Below are 14,540 nucleotides of genomic sequence, written 5' to 3'. Positions count from 1 at the left end.
ATTGAGTCAGGAAATGTCCGTGGTGGTGGAGGATCTAGCTGGCAACGGCAGTCTGGCTGGCTGATCCGCGTTGAAGGACTGCGGCCGCTCTTGCTTCAGGACGCGCTCTTGGGCATGGGCACACTGCGAATATGAATATCCTGCTGAGGAAAGGGAATTTCCATCTCGGCTTCTTTGAACGCGCGGGTGACGGCCGAATGCAGCTCATGTGAGAGGGGCATGAAGTCCAGAAGGTCTTGCACAAATACCCGTACTTCGAAATTGATTCCGCGCTCGCCCAGGCCCACGCAAAAGACTGCCGGGGCCGGGTCGTTCAGAACCCTTTCGTTATTTTCCGCGACTTCCTGCAGCAGATCCCGAACCTTGTCCACATCCGAGCCGTACGCCGCCATCACCTGAATGATCACGCGGGTAATTGGATCGGTGAGAGTCCAGTTGGTCAGATCCTGGGTCACAAAGGTCTTGTTGGGAATAATCTGCTCCTTGCGATCCCAGTCCACCAGAGTGGTAGCCCGAATGCGGATACGGGACACAGTGCCAGTTGTTCCGCCGATAGTCACCGTGTCGCCCACGCGAATGGGGCGTTCGAACAGCAGGATGATGCCGGAAACAAAGTTGGCAACAATCTCCTGCAACCCGAACCCCAACCCCACCCCCAGGGCAGCGATCAGCCACTGCAGCTCGGACCACTGCACGCCGATGACGGCCAGTGCCGTGATCACACCAATGAACACAATGATGTAGGTAACCAGTGTCGTGATCGCGTACCCAGAGCCAGGCTCCAGATTGACTCGACTCAACACCATCACCTCCAGAGTACCCGGCAGGTTGCGAACGGCCAGCAGAGTGCCAACGCCGGCCAGTAATGCCAACATCAGATCACCCAGGGTGATGGCCACTGAAGTCTCGCCCTCCGCTTCGCCACCGATGCTCCACAGGGTGATGTTATCGAATATCTGTAGAGCGGGAATGACGTCGGCCCAGAAGCCCCACAGCACATAAAGCGCAAGGGTCACCGCCAGTATGCGTATCAGTGATTTACTTTGCTGACTGATGTCTTCCAGGTCCATTTCGGGCATATCGAAAGCAACGGGGACGCCCTCGCCGGAATTCTCCGCAGCTTCGCGGGCTTCAGCCATCTTGCGTTCGGCAATGCGTTGTTCCCGCAGCCGTTTGAGGGTCATGCGTCGCTCGCGCACGGCCAAGCCGCGAAGACACAGGTAGTACAGCAAAATTACGAAGGCTACCCAGCAGATGCTGATGAACATCAGCCCTTGCAACTGGACCGCCGTATAGTAATAGCCCCCAAGGGCTGCTACGGCGAGCGCCAAGGGCGTAGCGACGGCGAGCACTTGCGCGCTTTTCAGGAATTTGCGGTCGAGCGCAGCGTGCAGTACAGCCCTCGTCACCCGCCAAGCGAACCAGGCCATTGCCACCGAAGTGGTTATGAACAGTAATCGCCCAAGACTGTCATCGAAAGCGGCTCCCTCCTGCGCGTCCATTGTTGGCAGGACGATCACTACCGGAGTAAGCACCGCTAACAGTATCGGAATTTGACGCCGAATAGCCGCCAGCGACGGACCATTCCATTTGAAGTGACGCTCACCTAACCCGTCCCTACGGGCTACCGAGCGCAGCGACTCCAGGAGCAATGTGACAAAGGCGGCCGAGCTGAAACCGGAGGATAAGGCAGCGAAGAAACTGTTGCCTTCCCTGAGCAGCAGTGCTGCGAGCAAGAGTACCAGGACCCCAGGTAATGCGAGGATAAAACTCACACCCCCTGCGGTGAAAGTGGCGGCCATGCGATCACGGCCCACGTTGCCTACGTCTTGCCCGCAATCCACCAACTTCTGCCGCAAGACTCGGCGCCGCGCCAACAGGAATATCAGCGCGGCCAGTACCACCAGTATACGAATGGTTCTTTCGGCAAAGGAATGACGCACGGCGTCGGTCAGGGCATCCAGATGAAAATTCGATACAAACCAAATGCTGCCCTGATACAAATCAATGACGGTGTCAGGACCCACCCGGTCGGAGCTTGGTAGCCAGAATAGGCGCTGTTGAAGCAGCTGCTGGTAGGCATCGAAACGTGTCCGTAGCTCGGTCACGGTGTTGTAATACTCGTTGAGAACATCGATGTGTTCTGTGACAACACCGTGAAGCTGAGTAATCAGCTCCTGGCGTACCTGTGAAGAGTCCTCTTGGGCATCGTTATCGCTGATCGCCTCATACTCCTCTAGACGCAGCTGCTCTTCACGGGCGGCTGACAATCGGGCGCTGATGCCATCGGTCAGCTCTACAGCAATGGTCTGGCTATTGAGCCGATCCAGTCGTTGGCGCAGTAGACGGGCATAGTCCACGGTCAGGTTCAACCCAGCCTTCTCAAGCCGCAACTCGAAACTGCGGTACTCGTTATCCAGTCGTTCCAGCAAAGTCTGGGCATGAGCCAGCCGCCGGCGGCTGCCGTCCAATGCAGCCTGACGGTTATTCAATGACTCGCGCAAAATCTGAATTTGCTGGGGAGCATCACCTGACTCTGACGTCGAAAAATCACTCTCCAAAAACTGATCTGGCTCCGCCTCCAATATTGGCTGGACCGGATTGGCGGACGGCTCAGGCGGAGGTTCCTCTGTAGACTCTTCGGATTCCTTCTGGTCATCGGATTCTTCGCTGGCACTCACCTCCTGTCCATCGCTGGTGGCCGCATTCAACAAATCGGTAACCGACGCCATGGCGGGCGACGCTAATAGACAGCTCAGAATGAGACTGGTGAAAAGGAGCCAGCAAGTGGAGGGAAACCGTCTTACAGTCATGGAAAGCAGGGCCTGTTTAAATAAAACCCCCGCAGTGTAGCGGAAAAACAACAACCAGAAAGCCAACCGGGGTTGGCTCTGACCTTGGTTCAACAGTCGTTGCTCTAGGCTAAAGCGGGGCCGATCGTCCACCGGTCGCCTATCACGGACGGCAGCGCTCATCGGCTTGACAGACGCAAAAGAACTTGTAACTCTCATAATAAGAGTAACTGCGAGGATCTGAAATGAAAGCCAAATCCTTTGCGGGCATGCGCTGCTCGGTAGCGGGCGCACTGGAAATCATCGGTGACCGCTGGACCCTGCTGCTGCTGCGTGATCTTGGCCTGGGACTATCGCGCTATGACGACTTCAGAAAGAGCTGTGGCATCCCCACAACCACGCTCTCCAAGCGCCTGCAATCGCTGGAGGAACACGGAGTGGTCAAGCGCACGCGCTACAACGAGCGCCCGCCACGTGATGAATACCACCTGACTGACAAAGGCCGCGATCTCTGGAAGGTCACCACTGCCCTGCGCGAATGGGGCGATCGCTGGGATGCTTCGGGCTATGGCGCACCGACCATCGAAGTGGTTGATCGTGAGACCGAAAACGAATTACGCCTGGCTCTGGTCGATCCGAAGACCGGCCAAGTCGTCCCGCGCGACAGGATCTGGCTGCGTCCCGGACCCGGCGCCGATGCCAAGATTCACGCCATGTTGGCTCCCTCGAAGGTCGAGGCCGACACTGCAACCATTAAGGAGATAGCACATGCTAGATCATCCAGAAGTAAGCCCGTCAGCTCAGACTGAAATCGCACTTATCGTCGGCGCTGGGCCCGGTATCAGCGCCAGCTGCGCACGCCTGCTAGCTGCGAATGGCTTTCAGGTCGCCATCGCCGCGAGAACCGCGACCAAGCCGGTGATGTTGGAGCTGGCAAAGCATGCGGCTATCCATTGCTATAGCTGCGACGCCGGTAACGCCGCAGAGGTAGAGCAGCTGTTTGCTGCGGTCACAGCAGATCTCGGCGCCCCTACCCTGGTGATTCACAATATCGACGGCCGCTCCGCCGGTATTTTTCGCAAGGGCGTGGCCGAGGCCGACGCGGATCTGGTGCTGGATACCCTGGTGAACTCGGCGCTCAGCGCCTTCAATGTGGCCCAACAGGCAGCGCGCTCGATGCGCGGCCGGGACTTACCCGAGTCCGGCCACCGCGGTACGGTCATATTCACCAACGCCAGTGCAACACTGAAGGGCTTTGCCAAGAGCGCAGCCTTTGCCATGGCCTGTCAGGCAAAGACCGGCTTGGCACAAAGCATGGCCCGTGAGCTGATGCCTGAGGGCATTCATGTGGCGCAAGTCATCATTGATGCGGCAGTTGGTGTACCGCAAGCCGACGGCAGCCGCAAACATTGGGCCGCCGGGGTAACGAAGGATGACAACATGGCCGATCCGGATCAGATCGCCCAGGTCTATCTGCAACTGCACCAGCAACACCGATCTACCTGGGCATTCGAGGTGGCGTTAAGGCCGTGGAATGAGAAATGGTAGAAAGCGCTTGTCGGTCGGATTGAAAATCCACAGTTGGGCCCGACAGCTATTCCAGCCCCAGCTCTTCCAGTAGCCAGGGATCATCGAAGTGCCTGTAACCGATAAACGCGATAGCGTGGGTGCCATGAATGCGCATCGCACCAGGGCTCGGAATGCCCATGGGCCAGAATACCAGGCGTTCAGGTCGCCGGGATTCAGTCACCAGGCCCTGGGCGTTGAACGGACTGAAATAGCGCCCGTTTGGGCTTTCCAGAGCCCTTAATTGCGCATAGGCTCGCACAGTCAGAGGCTGCGTGGCGCTTGGCGCGTTTGCAGCTTGTACGCCAAGCAAATGGTGCGTGTTAGCTGCCAACCATAAAGTATGCCGCTGCTCCGCCTGTAGCGTTCGCCCGATATTGAATGGCTCCTGAGTACGGGGCAAAGCGGGCTGGGCGTCAAACCCGCTAGCTGGAAAAAACTGATACCAGCAACCGCACTGATGCATCTTGTCGTAACCCAGAACAGCGCCTGACGGCAACAAATGAACCCGCCAGGTAATGCCGTCGAACTGGCCAGCGAGCAAGTCCAGCGCTTGCTCCGCCTTGCGCTCGGCAAACCAGACACTGTAATTCAGCTGCAGGGTCACCTGCCCTTGATAGCGACCATGACTGACATGGGTATAAATCGTCGGTTGGGTCGTATCCCGTTGAACGGCTCCGTTAGCATCGGCAATCAACTGCGCGGGTCGGTCATTGTCGGCTGGTGCGCCTTGGGTATTCTTGATCGCCAGGGCCGGCATAAAGGCGTCCAGTAACTGTTCCTCTATGGCTGAACCCAACAGCGGTATGCCCAATTCATCCAATGGTTGCTGACGTAACAATTCCAACGCATCGGTAGGAGACGGCGTGGGTGTCGGTGGTTGGTAATGCGTCCACTGCCCTGCCCGTTCGGTATCGTTATTGGCAAACTCGCGCTGTTGCTGTTGCAGATTCTGGTGTTCGTTTATCACGCCCAGATAGAACGGCATGACGGCCAACGGGTAAAGACCTACCCAGCGCTTCCAGTTCTGATACTGACCGTCAGTGGTCATGCCAGTCAGGCGTGGCAATTCAGCCTGGTGCGCGACCAGCACAGCACCGCAGTCATTGAGTGCACGTTTTACCGCTGCCTGATCGCCTGGCCAGTGATGACTCAGCTGCTGCTGGCTGGCCGGCGGCAGACGTAACCACTCGAAGAACAGCCCCTCGACAGCCTTGGCGTTTTGACGCATCAGCCAACGCTGATACGCAACCTCAGACAGCCCAGACACATCAAAACTGGCGAGAAACCGCGACGTGCGCAGATGCGCAAGACCCTCTACTCGCGGGTAACGGGCATCTACTGTGCCGAGCTTCCGTGCCATTGCATCCAGAGCGTCATACCCTGCGTGGCAGTCATAAAGGCTCGTCTTTATCGACGCCTGGTTCTCCCGCATGGGAACCCGGTCAACCGTAGCAACATTGATTCCGGCACAGCCGGCCAGCGCCGTAAGCAACAGGGTCAGTGCCAACTGGAAACACACTGGTCTGGCAGCGTATGGCATCAGCGGAAACCTACGGAAGCCCGGGGTCGGAAGTATCATCACCGCACGTAATGCTCCGGCTGCCGGCGGCATAGTCCCGCAGTGCTTGCAGCAGTTCAGCCACCTCGGTCACACCGACACGATCAGATAACCATTGCGACACCTGCCCGCCCGGCTCCACACGCTGTACATACTCAACACGAGTGGTATCGGCCTGCTCGGCGTACAACGTCCAGCTGCCTTCGCTGAATGGGATTCTCTGGTAGCCGTCAACAGCCGGCACGCTATCGGGCCTGGACTGCATAGTCAGTGTGACCGGCGGACCTTCGCTACGGGTAAACAGGGTGACGCTGTCACGGAGCTGCATGGGCCAACCGAGGTCTGTCGCCATATACACCAGGGTCAGGTTTTCACCAGGCCTTGCCAGAACCGTCAGGGAGCGAACTTTTGGCACCCACTGCAGCAGGTGGCAGGGCTGCTCAAGCAGCGTCAAAACCCGCGTCACCGGTGCCGCGACCGAGACCGTAGCGCGGATCTCATCCGGGCCGTCACGGGATACACGCTCAACTTCCACCGCTAACACCCGGCCGGACAAACTGAGCGCCAGTGTCGTCAGCAAGAGAAGACCCACGAGCCGCCATAGGCTGCTATGACACAGGCGAGATCCCTGAAACAGCCGAGACTTGATATCGGTGATAGCCACTGGTCAACATCCCGTGCCGCTTTCGGGAAAGAGCTGAATCTGAATACCATTCAAATTAGCACATCGTAATCCAACGCAAAGGTCACTCCGACCCAGTCTCCCCGCTTAACGCAAACCAGCCAGAAATCCCAACAGCTTATTCACCACCAGCTCAGGTTGCTCCTGCTGCACCCAATGCCCTGCGCCCGGCAACAGATCGCAACTGCGTATGTCCGTGCAAGCTCGGCTTTGCATAGCCTCAAAGGCGCCGGGGCTTTGGTAGATGCCCCAGTCTTTTTCTCCCGCAATAAAGCAGGAGGGCACATTGATGGTCTTGCCGGCAAACAACAACAGTTCCGCCTGGGAGGCGGCTGAGGCGAAAGCGCGATACCACTGCAGCCCACCCTGGAATCCGGTTTCAGCAAACACGCGGGCATAGGTTGCCAATTCGTCGTCGGGCAACCAGGCACAGGCACTCACCTGCTCCGGTGTCGGCATCGCCGTGGCGACCGTCTCCGGCATGGTCCTGCCGGCCTGCATCACGTAATACTCAGGCATGCTCGCCAGCTCCGCAGCGCTGGCCGATGCCAGCGGCGCTGGTGTGCTGCCGGGCCAGTCCGCACTTTTCATATGGAAATAGGCGCGCAGAAAATCGTGCAGGCCCTGTGGGCAATGGCGCATGTCGTCATTGGCCTGCGGGGTGCAGAAATAGCGTTGGTAATGCAGCCGCGGCGGATTGAGCGCCGCCAGATCCTGATGCAAACGCGCAGCTTGCTCGGCACTCTTACGGCCATCAAAGCGAAAGTGGGGTACGCCAGGATAAGGCGCACTCATCAACGCGACGGCGCGGAATATATCCGGCCGGGTCAGGGCGCAGGTCGCCGCCACTGGCGAGCCAATATCGTGCCCCACCACCGCAGCAACAGAGCTATGGCCCAATGCGAACACCAGACCCAAGGCGTCGCGCACCAGATTGAGCAAGTGGTATTGGCTAAGCTCGCCGTCAAAGCGCAGATCCGCCCCTTCGGTAAGACCATAGCCGCGTTGATCCGGCGCCACCACGTGGTACCCCGCAGCCGCCAGCGGCAACATCACCTTGCGCCAGGTAAAAGCCAGCTCCGGAAAGCCGTGCAGCAGCAACACGCACTCGCGGCCGGGCTGTTCAAAGCCCGCCTCAAGAATGTGCATATCAAGGCCGTTGCCATTGTCCAGCCTGCGCGAGCGGATGCCGGGCGGCAGCGGCGAATGGAAGCTCTGGGTGCTTATTGCTGTAGAGATTTGGGACATTAATGATGATCCGTTGGAATACGCAGCGAACAATTCAACCCTCGGATTCAAACCTATATCCATATGACATAGGATGGAAGCCAATCGTTGCCCTATCTCTGTTCTGCCATGGAAGCCTCACATATGGTCACCTTGCACCACCTCAACCAGTCCCGCTCCAAACGCATCATCTGGATGCTCGAAGAGCTCGGCATTGAATATCAATTGGTTACCTACCAGCGCGACCCTGTCACCCGCCGCGCTCCCGAAGCGCTCAGGGCGATAAACCCGCTGGGAAGATCGCCAGTCATCGAGGATGACGGTCTGGTGATATGTGAATCCGGCGCCATTATCGACTATCTGGTCAGCCGCTACGGCGCAGACACCCTGGCGCCCCCTGCACAGACCCCAGCGCACGCTCGCTATGTTCAATGGCTGCACTTTGCTGAAGGCACCGCCGCCTTCCCACTGATCGCCTTGTATCTATTGAGCGCAGACAATAGCCAGAAGTGTTTTCTCGGCGGATTTGCCCGCGAGCAGATGACCGACGTGCTGACGTTGGCGAACAACGAACTGGCCGACAAAACCTATCTGCTGGGTGATCAGTTCACCGGAGCGGATGTGCTCAATTCGTTTGTATTCGAGAAAATCAGCGAGACACGTGGGCTCAGTGAATATCCGCATCTTGAGTCTTATATGCAGCGAATTCTGGCGAGGCCGGCAGCACAAAAAGCTGACGCCTTGGAGCGGGAGCACGATCAAGACCTGAGCTGAGTGCAGCAAATGAAAGCCCCGACTTTATCCGGTCAAAGAATTCTCGGATAAGGTCGGGGCTACAGCAGAGCGAGCCTTGTCTTAGTTCTGCTGCTGATGTTTCTGGTGGAACTCACTCAGGCGAGTGCTGCCATCTTCGGCCTGGGCTACTGTGCAGGCAAGAGCGGAGAGAGACAACATAATGGCGACGAGAAATTTCATGGCTAAATCCTTGTTCAGTTAAGAGCGGTGGCGAGTGCCTTCGCTTGACCTGAACAGGATATGAGGGTGCCACCAACGCCAGCATGACGCGCGAATTACAAAAATGTCATGTGTTCGCTGTTGCCGGGAAGCACAGCTCGAAGCGCACGCCAGCGTCGACATTGCTCACGCTGACGGACCCGCCATGCAGACGCATGATCGCCTCGACAATAGCCAACCCCAAGCCACCGCTGTCTCCAGGCTGACTTCTGGATGGATCCACGCGGTAGAACCGGTCAAACAAACGTGGCAGGTGCGCCTCCTCTATGCTGCTGCCGCGGTTATGCACGCTAATGAATGTCTGGCTGTCTTCGATCCTGCTCGCGATGCTGATGGTGCTCCCCGGGTCTGCGTACCGGATCGCGTTGGCAATCAGGTTGGCCAGTGCGCGCGTGAGCATCTCAGGCTCAACCAGGAGCCGACCATTGCACAGATTACTCAGCGTCAGTTGCTGATCTTCAGCCATCCCCTCAAAGTAATCGCAAAGCCTCGCGGCCAAAGCATGAAGGTCAGTGGTCCGGCGCTCGAGGCTTTGCTGGGGCTGAACGCATCGTGCGAGAAACAGCAGGCTGTCGATCATTCGCGACAGGCGCTCAAACTCTTCCAGGTTGGATTCCAGCAACTGTTCATACTGCTCAGTTGAGCGCGGCAGGCTAAGCGATTGCTGGGTCTGGCCAATGAGATTATTCAGCGGTGTGCGCATCTCGTGGGCCAGATCACCCGAGAAGCGTGTCAGTTGTTCAAACCCCTCCTCCAACCGCTCCAAAGCCTGATTGAAACTGTTGACCAGCGTTCCCAGCTCATTGTAATGACTAGCCGTATGCAACCGGTGATGCAGGTGTTCGCTGTCGATGTCGCCCGCCTGCAAAGCCAACAGCCTGAGCGGCCGCAAGCCGCGCTGGCTGATCCAGAAGCCCAACAGAAACGCCAGCAAAATACCGACGCTCAGCACCGTTATCAGGTTGGCTCGATACGCCGACAGCATCAACTGCTGTTCCTTCAACAGGTGCCCGGCGATCAGGGTCAGGGATTGCTGATTGACCTCCACCTGCTGAATGACCAACCGATAGGATTCGTCTGGGTCCTGATGAAATACCGGCTCACCGGTGGCGGTCAGTTGCGGCAATGGCAGGCCCGCAGGATTGATACTGACCAACATCCTGGCGTTGCCATCCAGCACCCAGAGAAAATGCTGGGTATTGCCGAGCATGTTGGCGTAAAGCTCGGGCCGGGTCGTTGGCGCATTGAGGTCCGGGCTTGTTTGCAACAGCAACTGCACTCGCTCGAGACGCCCGAGTAATGCCTGATCATCTCGCCATGCTAATTCACGCTGCAATGACTGGTAGAGATACAGCCCGATGCTGCCCAACAGCAGAGTCCCTACCAAAGCAAAAGCCAGGCCGAGGCGCAGGCTCAGTGAGCGCAGGATGGCGCTCACGCTGAGGTGTCCAGTTTGTAGCCCATGCCGCGCACGGTATGCACCAGCTTGTGTTGAAAGGGGTCATCCAGTTTGGCGCGCAGGCGTCTGATCGCCACGTCTACCACGTTGGTGTCGCTGTCAAAATTGATATTCCACACCTCGGATGCGATGCGGCTGCGCGACATCACCTCACCCGGGTGGCTTATCAACAGCTGCAACAGCGCGAATTCCTTGTTGGTCAGCGCGATCCTGCTTCCGGCACGACTAACCTGCCGGCGCAGAATATCCACTTCCAGATCCAGCAACTTGTGTTGTTCCACTTCACGTAAAGGGGCGCGGCGCAACAAGCTGCGAACGCGCGCCAGTAACTCCGAATAGGAAAATGGCTTTACCAGGTAATCATCCGCGCCCAGCTCAAGGCCTTTAACTCGGTCTTCAATACTGTCCCGTGCGGTGAGAAACAGCACGGGGGTCTGGCTACGCATACGGATCAGTTTGATCAACTGCCAGCCATCCATGCCGGGCAACATCACATCAAGAATAATCAGATCGAAATGCTCCTCTTCAATCAAATGCCGAGCGTCCAACCCCTCATTGGCTACCGCCACCTGATAGCCCGACTCACCCAAGCCTTTCTGCAAATACTCGGCAGCTTTGGGCTCGTCTTCTACAACCAGAATTCGCATGTTCGTCTCCATTGGTATGCCAGCAGATTAGAACCAAACGGCAAGCCTGCCCATTACAAATACGTAATGAACCAGCAATGCCGCTGAGCGATTGAGAACCGCAATATGCCCAGGCGCTCAACCGGGGGCCTACAACCCCGGCAATTACCAACAGATCCAGGAGACAACCATGCTCTATCGAATGTCATTGATAACCTTGTTCGTCGGCTGCCTGACCGCGGGCGGCGCCCAGGCCGGCACCGAAGCCGGCACCCCAAGCGTAGCCGAGCGCAAGGATCTGACCTTGGCGCTGGGCAACCAGTTGGCCGAAGCCACGCTGAGTGCCTGCCATGCCCAGGATCGCAGCGCCGTAGTAGCCGTGGTGGACCGGTCGGGCCATCTGATGGTTCTGCAACGTGATGACAACGTCGGCCCGCATAACACCCTGGCAGCACAACGCAAGGCATTCACCGCCCTCTCCACCAAAACCGCTACCAGCGAACTGGCCAAACGAGCCCAGAGCGACCCCAGCGCGGCCAACCTCAACACCCTGGGTGAACTCTTGCTGCTTGGTGGCGGTGTACCGGTGCTGGTCGATGGCCAGGTTATCGGCGCGCTGGGCGTAGCTGGTGCTGGAGGCTCCAGCATTGACGAAGGTTGCGCCATCAGCGCCATTCAACAGTTAACCCAAACTCCCCAATAAAGGAACACACCATGACGCTTATTTCCCGCTGCAGCCTGGCGCTGCTTTTCACCGGCATCGCTGGCGCTGCATTGGCCGCCGACAATCCCCTCAGTGTGCATGTCCTCAACCTGGAAAACGGCCTGCCGTCTCCCAAAGTGCGAGTAACGCTGGAACAGCTGCAAGCAACAGGATGGCAGCCTCTGAGTGAGGGCACGACCAACCAGCAAGGGCGTGTGACTGCGCTGTTTCCTGCTGGCAAAGAACTTGAGAGCGGCACCTATAAGGTGACCTTCAAAACCGGCGACTGGTTTGAACAACAGCAAACAAACACGTTCTTCCCGGAAGTGCCGGTCATCTTCCAAACTGACGGAGAGGTGGACCATTACCACATTCCCCTGCTACTCAGCCCTTATGGGTATTCGACCTACCGCGGCAACTGACCGCTACCCCGAAGCAGTCAGTCAGGCTTAAAGCCAGGGCGTCAGCGTTATCACCATTACCGGTAGCGCGACGGCGGCGATAAGGGTCTGGGCGGCAATGATGCCCGCCATCAGAGGCGCGTCGCCGCCCAGGTGGCGCGCCAGAATGTAGGATGAGGAGGCTGTCGGCAGCGCCTGGAACAGGATCGCTGCTATAGCCGCCTCCCCTTGCAAACCGAACAGGTGGCAGAAACCTAGGGTTATCAGCGGCAGGATCAGGAACTTGGCGACGGACGAAAGGCCTATCGGCCTTATCCAGCCGGCAGCGGCGCTCAGATTCAAGGCGGCACCGACGCACAGCAGACCAAGCGGCAGAGACGCCTGACCCAGCGCCTTGAGCACCGGTTCTATTCCCCCGGGGATACGCAATTCCATCGCCTGCGCCGCCATACCCAGCACGCAGGCAACCAGTAACGGATTACGTACCAGTTGCCCAGCTACCGCCAAAAGCGACAAGCGCCCGGCGGAGCCGTAGCGCGCCAGCACCAGCACGCAGAGCACATTGACGGTGGGCACTATCGCCGCGTTCGCCAGCGCTGCCAGGGCAATGCCCTGCGCTCCGAACAGCCCCGCCGCTGCCGATACGCCCACATAATTATTGAAACGCACCCCGCCCTGAAACAGTGACGTAAAAGCCGGGCCGTCCAGTTTGAACAGCGGCCGCAGCACAATCAGCAACGCCGCAACCACCAGGATGGAGAGCACCAGCGTCAGCATCATCTTGCGCACCGGCACATCGCCCAGCTCTGCCGTGGCCAGGCTATGAAAGAACAGCGCCGGCAACAGCACGTAGTAGCCAAGCTTTTCAGCCTGCGGCCAGAACGACTCCTGCAGAAAGCCGGATTGACGCAGCCAGGTGCCCAGGGCAATCAGAATGGCAATAGGCACCAAAGCGAGTAACAGCAAAGAGGTCATGGCGCCTCGTTATGATCGGAGGCCATGCAGTCAATCGGCATGTCAGTGGTTTCCAATAGGTGCTGCGTCCGCGCACTACTCTCAGCATTGAGCCAATGATAAGGGTCGTGCGTTTGCCAGGCAGATGCCGCCACGATATCAAACCCGGGTTCTCCAGGAGCCGCCATTCACCCCATGAATCCGGTCATTTCCCCAACCAGCATGGAGCATCCGCTTTCTTGACAGCAACGCGCTATCGACTTTAGTTTGATTTTGCCGGTGCCGAAGGCACACAGAAGCGTCATCACGATAACAAAAACAAAATCGGAGACCGCTCTTATGCAGATCAGATCGCTGAAGTCGATGTTGGCTGCCAGCTCCATGGCGGGCGCGCTGGCGTTCGGCGCTATCACTTCAGCCCATGCAGATGAATACGCTATGCCGAACCTGCTGGTGATCGGCACGCCCGGCACCTCCAGCGGCAGCTTTGCCTCGACCAACGGCTGGGGGCCCACGCTGCAGAAGGATCTGGGCATCAATGTGCGCGTGGTGCCGGAGGACAGCGAAGTCCAGCGCCATCGGCGCCTCACCGAGCGTCGCGATCTGGCGTTAAGCTCGGTTTCAGCGGCGGAACTGCGCTTTCAGATCCAGGGCATCGGCCATTACGCGACCATGACGCCCGTGCCCCAGCGCGTGATCTGGCACCACAACGATACCCCCTGGGGCTTTGTCGTCTCCGGCGACTCTGACCTGCACAGCATGGACGACCTCAAGCAAGGCGGCCTCAGGGTGGCCCAGGGGCAATTCTCGCCACCGATGATCGCCGCCGTCCGTGATGGCCTGCCCGCCTACCTCGGCATGACGCCGGAAGAAGGTGCTGCCAACTTTCAATTTGTACCCGCCAGCAGTTATGTCGAGAACTGCCGCACCGTTGTTGAAGGCCGGGCCGATGTCGCCTACTGCGCCACGGTCAGTTCGGTGATGGCAGAAATGGAAGGCGCGCCCGGCGGCATACGCTGGCTGCCCATGGATCTGGACAATACCGAGGCCTGGGCCGGCTTCCTTGAGCACCGGCCCATGGTCGTGCCCGGCACCATCACCATGGGCGTCTCCTCCTCCAAAGGCATCGACGGCCTGGCCTCGAACTTTCTCTACGCCGCCCCGGCGGATGTCGACGAAGAGTTCGCCTACCGCATGGCCAAATGGTTTCACCAGTCCTTCGATGAATACAAAGGCTCTCACCCGCTCTCCACGCGGATGAGTATGAAGGTGTTCAGGGAATATCTGGATCGCTCGCCACTGCCGGTGCATGCAGGCACGGTGCGTTATCTCAAGGAGATCAACGTCTGGACCGCGGAGGACGAAGGGTGGAACCAGGAAGCTATCAAGAAGATGGATAGCTGGATGGCCGCGCGCGAGGCAGCCCTGGCCGAAGCTCAGGCAAGCGGGATCAAGCCGGACGCAAACAACGACCAATTCATGGCCATTGTGAAGAAGCATACACAGGGGCTGGAAGGCTTTCGTACGCGTCTTTGACCGAATAAAAAGGTATCGC

General features: G+C 58.3%; 13 protein-coding genes. 6 read left to right on the top strand and 7 right to left on the bottom strand.

The features are described from left to right. Positions 1-95: 95 nt before the first annotated feature. Positions 96-2,732 (bottom strand): mechanosensitive ion channel domain-containing protein, encoded by a 2,637-nt coding sequence (locus DT594_RS03070; RefSeq protein ID WP_149331318.1) that lies wholly within the window; start codon positions 2,730-2,732, stop codon positions 96-98. Positions 2,733-3,037: 305 nt separating this feature from the next. Here DT594_RS03070 and DT594_RS03065 point away from each other — a divergent pair, with 305 nt between their 5' ends. Beyond that, positions 3,038-3,601, top strand: a complete 564-nt coding sequence (locus tag DT594_RS03065) for a winged helix-turn-helix transcriptional regulator (protein ID WP_149331317.1) — start codon at positions 3,038-3,040, stop codon at positions 3,599-3,601. Next, entirely contained in the window at positions 3,561-4,340 is a 780-nt protein-coding gene (locus tag DT594_RS03060; RefSeq protein ID WP_149331316.1) for an SDR family NAD(P)-dependent oxidoreductase, read from the top strand. Before DT594_RS03065 ends, DT594_RS03060 begins: the two co-directional genes overlap by 41 nt. A gap of 46 nt (positions 4,341-4,386) precedes the next feature. On the opposite strand, the gene DT594_RS03055 is transcribed toward DT594_RS03060, so the two are convergent. The 3 genes from DT594_RS03055 to DT594_RS03045 form a co-directional block, all read right to left on the bottom strand. Further along, complete coding sequence (locus tag DT594_RS03055) at positions 4,387-5,901, bottom strand: hypothetical protein (protein ID WP_149331315.1); 1,515 nt, start codon at positions 5,899-5,901, stop codon at positions 4,387-4,389. A 10-nt stretch (positions 5,902-5,911) separates the two neighbouring features. Further along, positions 5,912-6,511 carry an START domain-containing protein gene (locus DT594_RS03050; RefSeq protein WP_178091388.1) on the bottom strand — a complete coding sequence of 200 codons (600 nt, stop codon included), beginning with the start codon at positions 6,509-6,511 and terminating at the stop codon, positions 5,912-5,914. A 177-nt stretch (positions 6,512-6,688) separates the two neighbouring features. Then, positions 6,689-7,849, bottom strand: coding sequence for an alpha/beta hydrolase (locus DT594_RS03045; protein ID WP_149331313.1), 1,161 nt, complete (start codon positions 7,847-7,849; stop codon positions 6,689-6,691). A gap of 123 nt (positions 7,850-7,972) precedes the next feature. Here DT594_RS03045 and DT594_RS03040 point away from each other — a divergent pair, with 123 nt between their 5' ends. Next, positions 7,973-8,602 (top strand): glutathione S-transferase family protein, encoded by a 630-nt coding sequence (locus tag DT594_RS03040; protein ID WP_149331312.1) that lies wholly within the window; start codon positions 7,973-7,975, stop codon positions 8,600-8,602. A gap of 307 nt (positions 8,603-8,909) precedes the next feature. Here the strand turns inward: DT594_RS03040 and DT594_RS03035 are convergent, their stop codons facing one another. After that, complete coding sequence (locus tag DT594_RS03035) at positions 8,910-10,280, bottom strand: heavy metal sensor histidine kinase (protein ID WP_149331311.1); 1,371 nt, start codon at positions 10,278-10,280, stop codon at positions 8,910-8,912. Then, complete coding sequence (locus DT594_RS03030; protein ID WP_149331310.1) at positions 10,277-10,948, bottom strand: heavy metal response regulator transcription factor; 672 nt, start codon at positions 10,946-10,948, stop codon at positions 10,277-10,279. Before DT594_RS03030 ends, DT594_RS03035 begins: the two co-directional genes overlap by 4 nt. A 169-nt stretch (positions 10,949-11,117) precedes the next feature. On the opposite strand from DT594_RS03030, the gene DT594_RS03025 reads away from it, so the two are divergent. Together DT594_RS03025 and uraH are read left to right on the top strand one after the other, a co-directional pair. Next, the gene (locus tag DT594_RS03025; RefSeq protein WP_246164539.1) at positions 11,118-11,630 is read left to right on the top strand and encodes a GlcG/HbpS family heme-binding protein; all 513 of its coding nucleotides are present in this window, start codon (positions 11,118-11,120) and stop codon (positions 11,628-11,630) included. A gap of 11 nt (positions 11,631-11,641) precedes the next feature. Further along, positions 11,642-12,052, top strand: a complete 411-nt coding sequence (uraH, locus tag DT594_RS03020) for a hydroxyisourate hydrolase (RefSeq protein ID WP_149331309.1) — start codon at positions 11,642-11,644, stop codon at positions 12,050-12,052. 27 nt (positions 12,053-12,079) lie between these two features. Here the strand turns inward: uraH and DT594_RS03015 are convergent, their stop codons facing one another. After that, positions 12,080-13,006, bottom strand: coding sequence for an AEC family transporter (locus DT594_RS03015; protein ID WP_149331308.1), 927 nt, complete (start codon positions 13,004-13,006; stop codon positions 12,080-12,082). A 318-nt stretch (positions 13,007-13,324) separates the two neighbouring features. Between DT594_RS03015 and DT594_RS03010 the strand changes: the two genes are divergently transcribed. Continuing rightward, the gene (locus DT594_RS03010; RefSeq protein WP_149331307.1) at positions 13,325-14,521 is read left to right on the top strand and encodes a TAXI family TRAP transporter solute-binding subunit; all 1,197 of its coding nucleotides are present in this window, start codon (positions 13,325-13,327) and stop codon (positions 14,519-14,521) included. Positions 14,522-14,540 lie beyond the last annotated feature (19 nt).

Source organism: Halopseudomonas laoshanensis (genome assembly GCF_008365385.1).
Taxonomy (GTDB): Bacteria; Pseudomonadota; Gammaproteobacteria; order Pseudomonadales; family Pseudomonadaceae; genus Halopseudomonas; species Halopseudomonas laoshanensis.
This window is presented reverse-complemented; position numbering and strand designations above follow the sequence as displayed.

Bases quoted from the DNA above. Each gene is read 5' to 3' on its own strand.
- DT594_RS03070 (WP_149331318.1), bottom strand. From the start codon at position 2,732: ATGGCGTCGGTTACCGATTTGTTGAATGCGGCCACCAGCGATGGACAG.
- DT594_RS03065 (WP_149331317.1), top strand. From the start codon at position 3,038: ATGAAAGCCAAATCCTTTGCGGGCATGCGCTGCTCGGTAGCGGGCGCA.
- DT594_RS03060 (WP_149331316.1), top strand. From the start codon at position 3,561: ATGCTAGATCATCCAGAAGTAAGCCCGTCAGCTCAGACTGAAATCGCA.
- DT594_RS03055 (WP_149331315.1), bottom strand. From the start codon at position 5,901: ATGCCATACGCTGCCAGACCAGTGTGTTTCCAGTTGGCACTGACCCTG.
- DT594_RS03045 (WP_149331313.1), bottom strand. From the start codon at position 7,849: ATGTCCCAAATCTCTACAGCAATAAGCACCCAGAGCTTCCATTCGCCG.
- DT594_RS03040 (WP_149331312.1), top strand. From the start codon at position 7,973: ATGGTCACCTTGCACCACCTCAACCAGTCCCGCTCCAAACGCATCATC.
- DT594_RS03030 (WP_149331310.1), bottom strand. From the start codon at position 10,948: ATGCGAATTCTGGTTGTAGAAGACGAGCCCAAAGCTGCCGAGTATTTG.
- DT594_RS03025 (WP_246164539.1), top strand. From the start codon at position 11,118: ATGCTCTATCGAATGTCATTGATAACCTTGTTCGTCGGCTGCCTGACC.
- uraH (WP_149331309.1), top strand. From the start codon at position 11,642: ATGACGCTTATTTCCCGCTGCAGCCTGGCGCTGCTTTTCACCGGCATC.
- DT594_RS03015 (WP_149331308.1), bottom strand. From the start codon at position 13,006: ATGACCTCTTTGCTGTTACTCGCTTTGGTGCCTATTGCCATTCTGATT.
- DT594_RS03010 (WP_149331307.1), top strand. From the start codon at position 13,325: ATGCAGATCAGATCGCTGAAGTCGATGTTGGCTGCCAGCTCCATGGCG.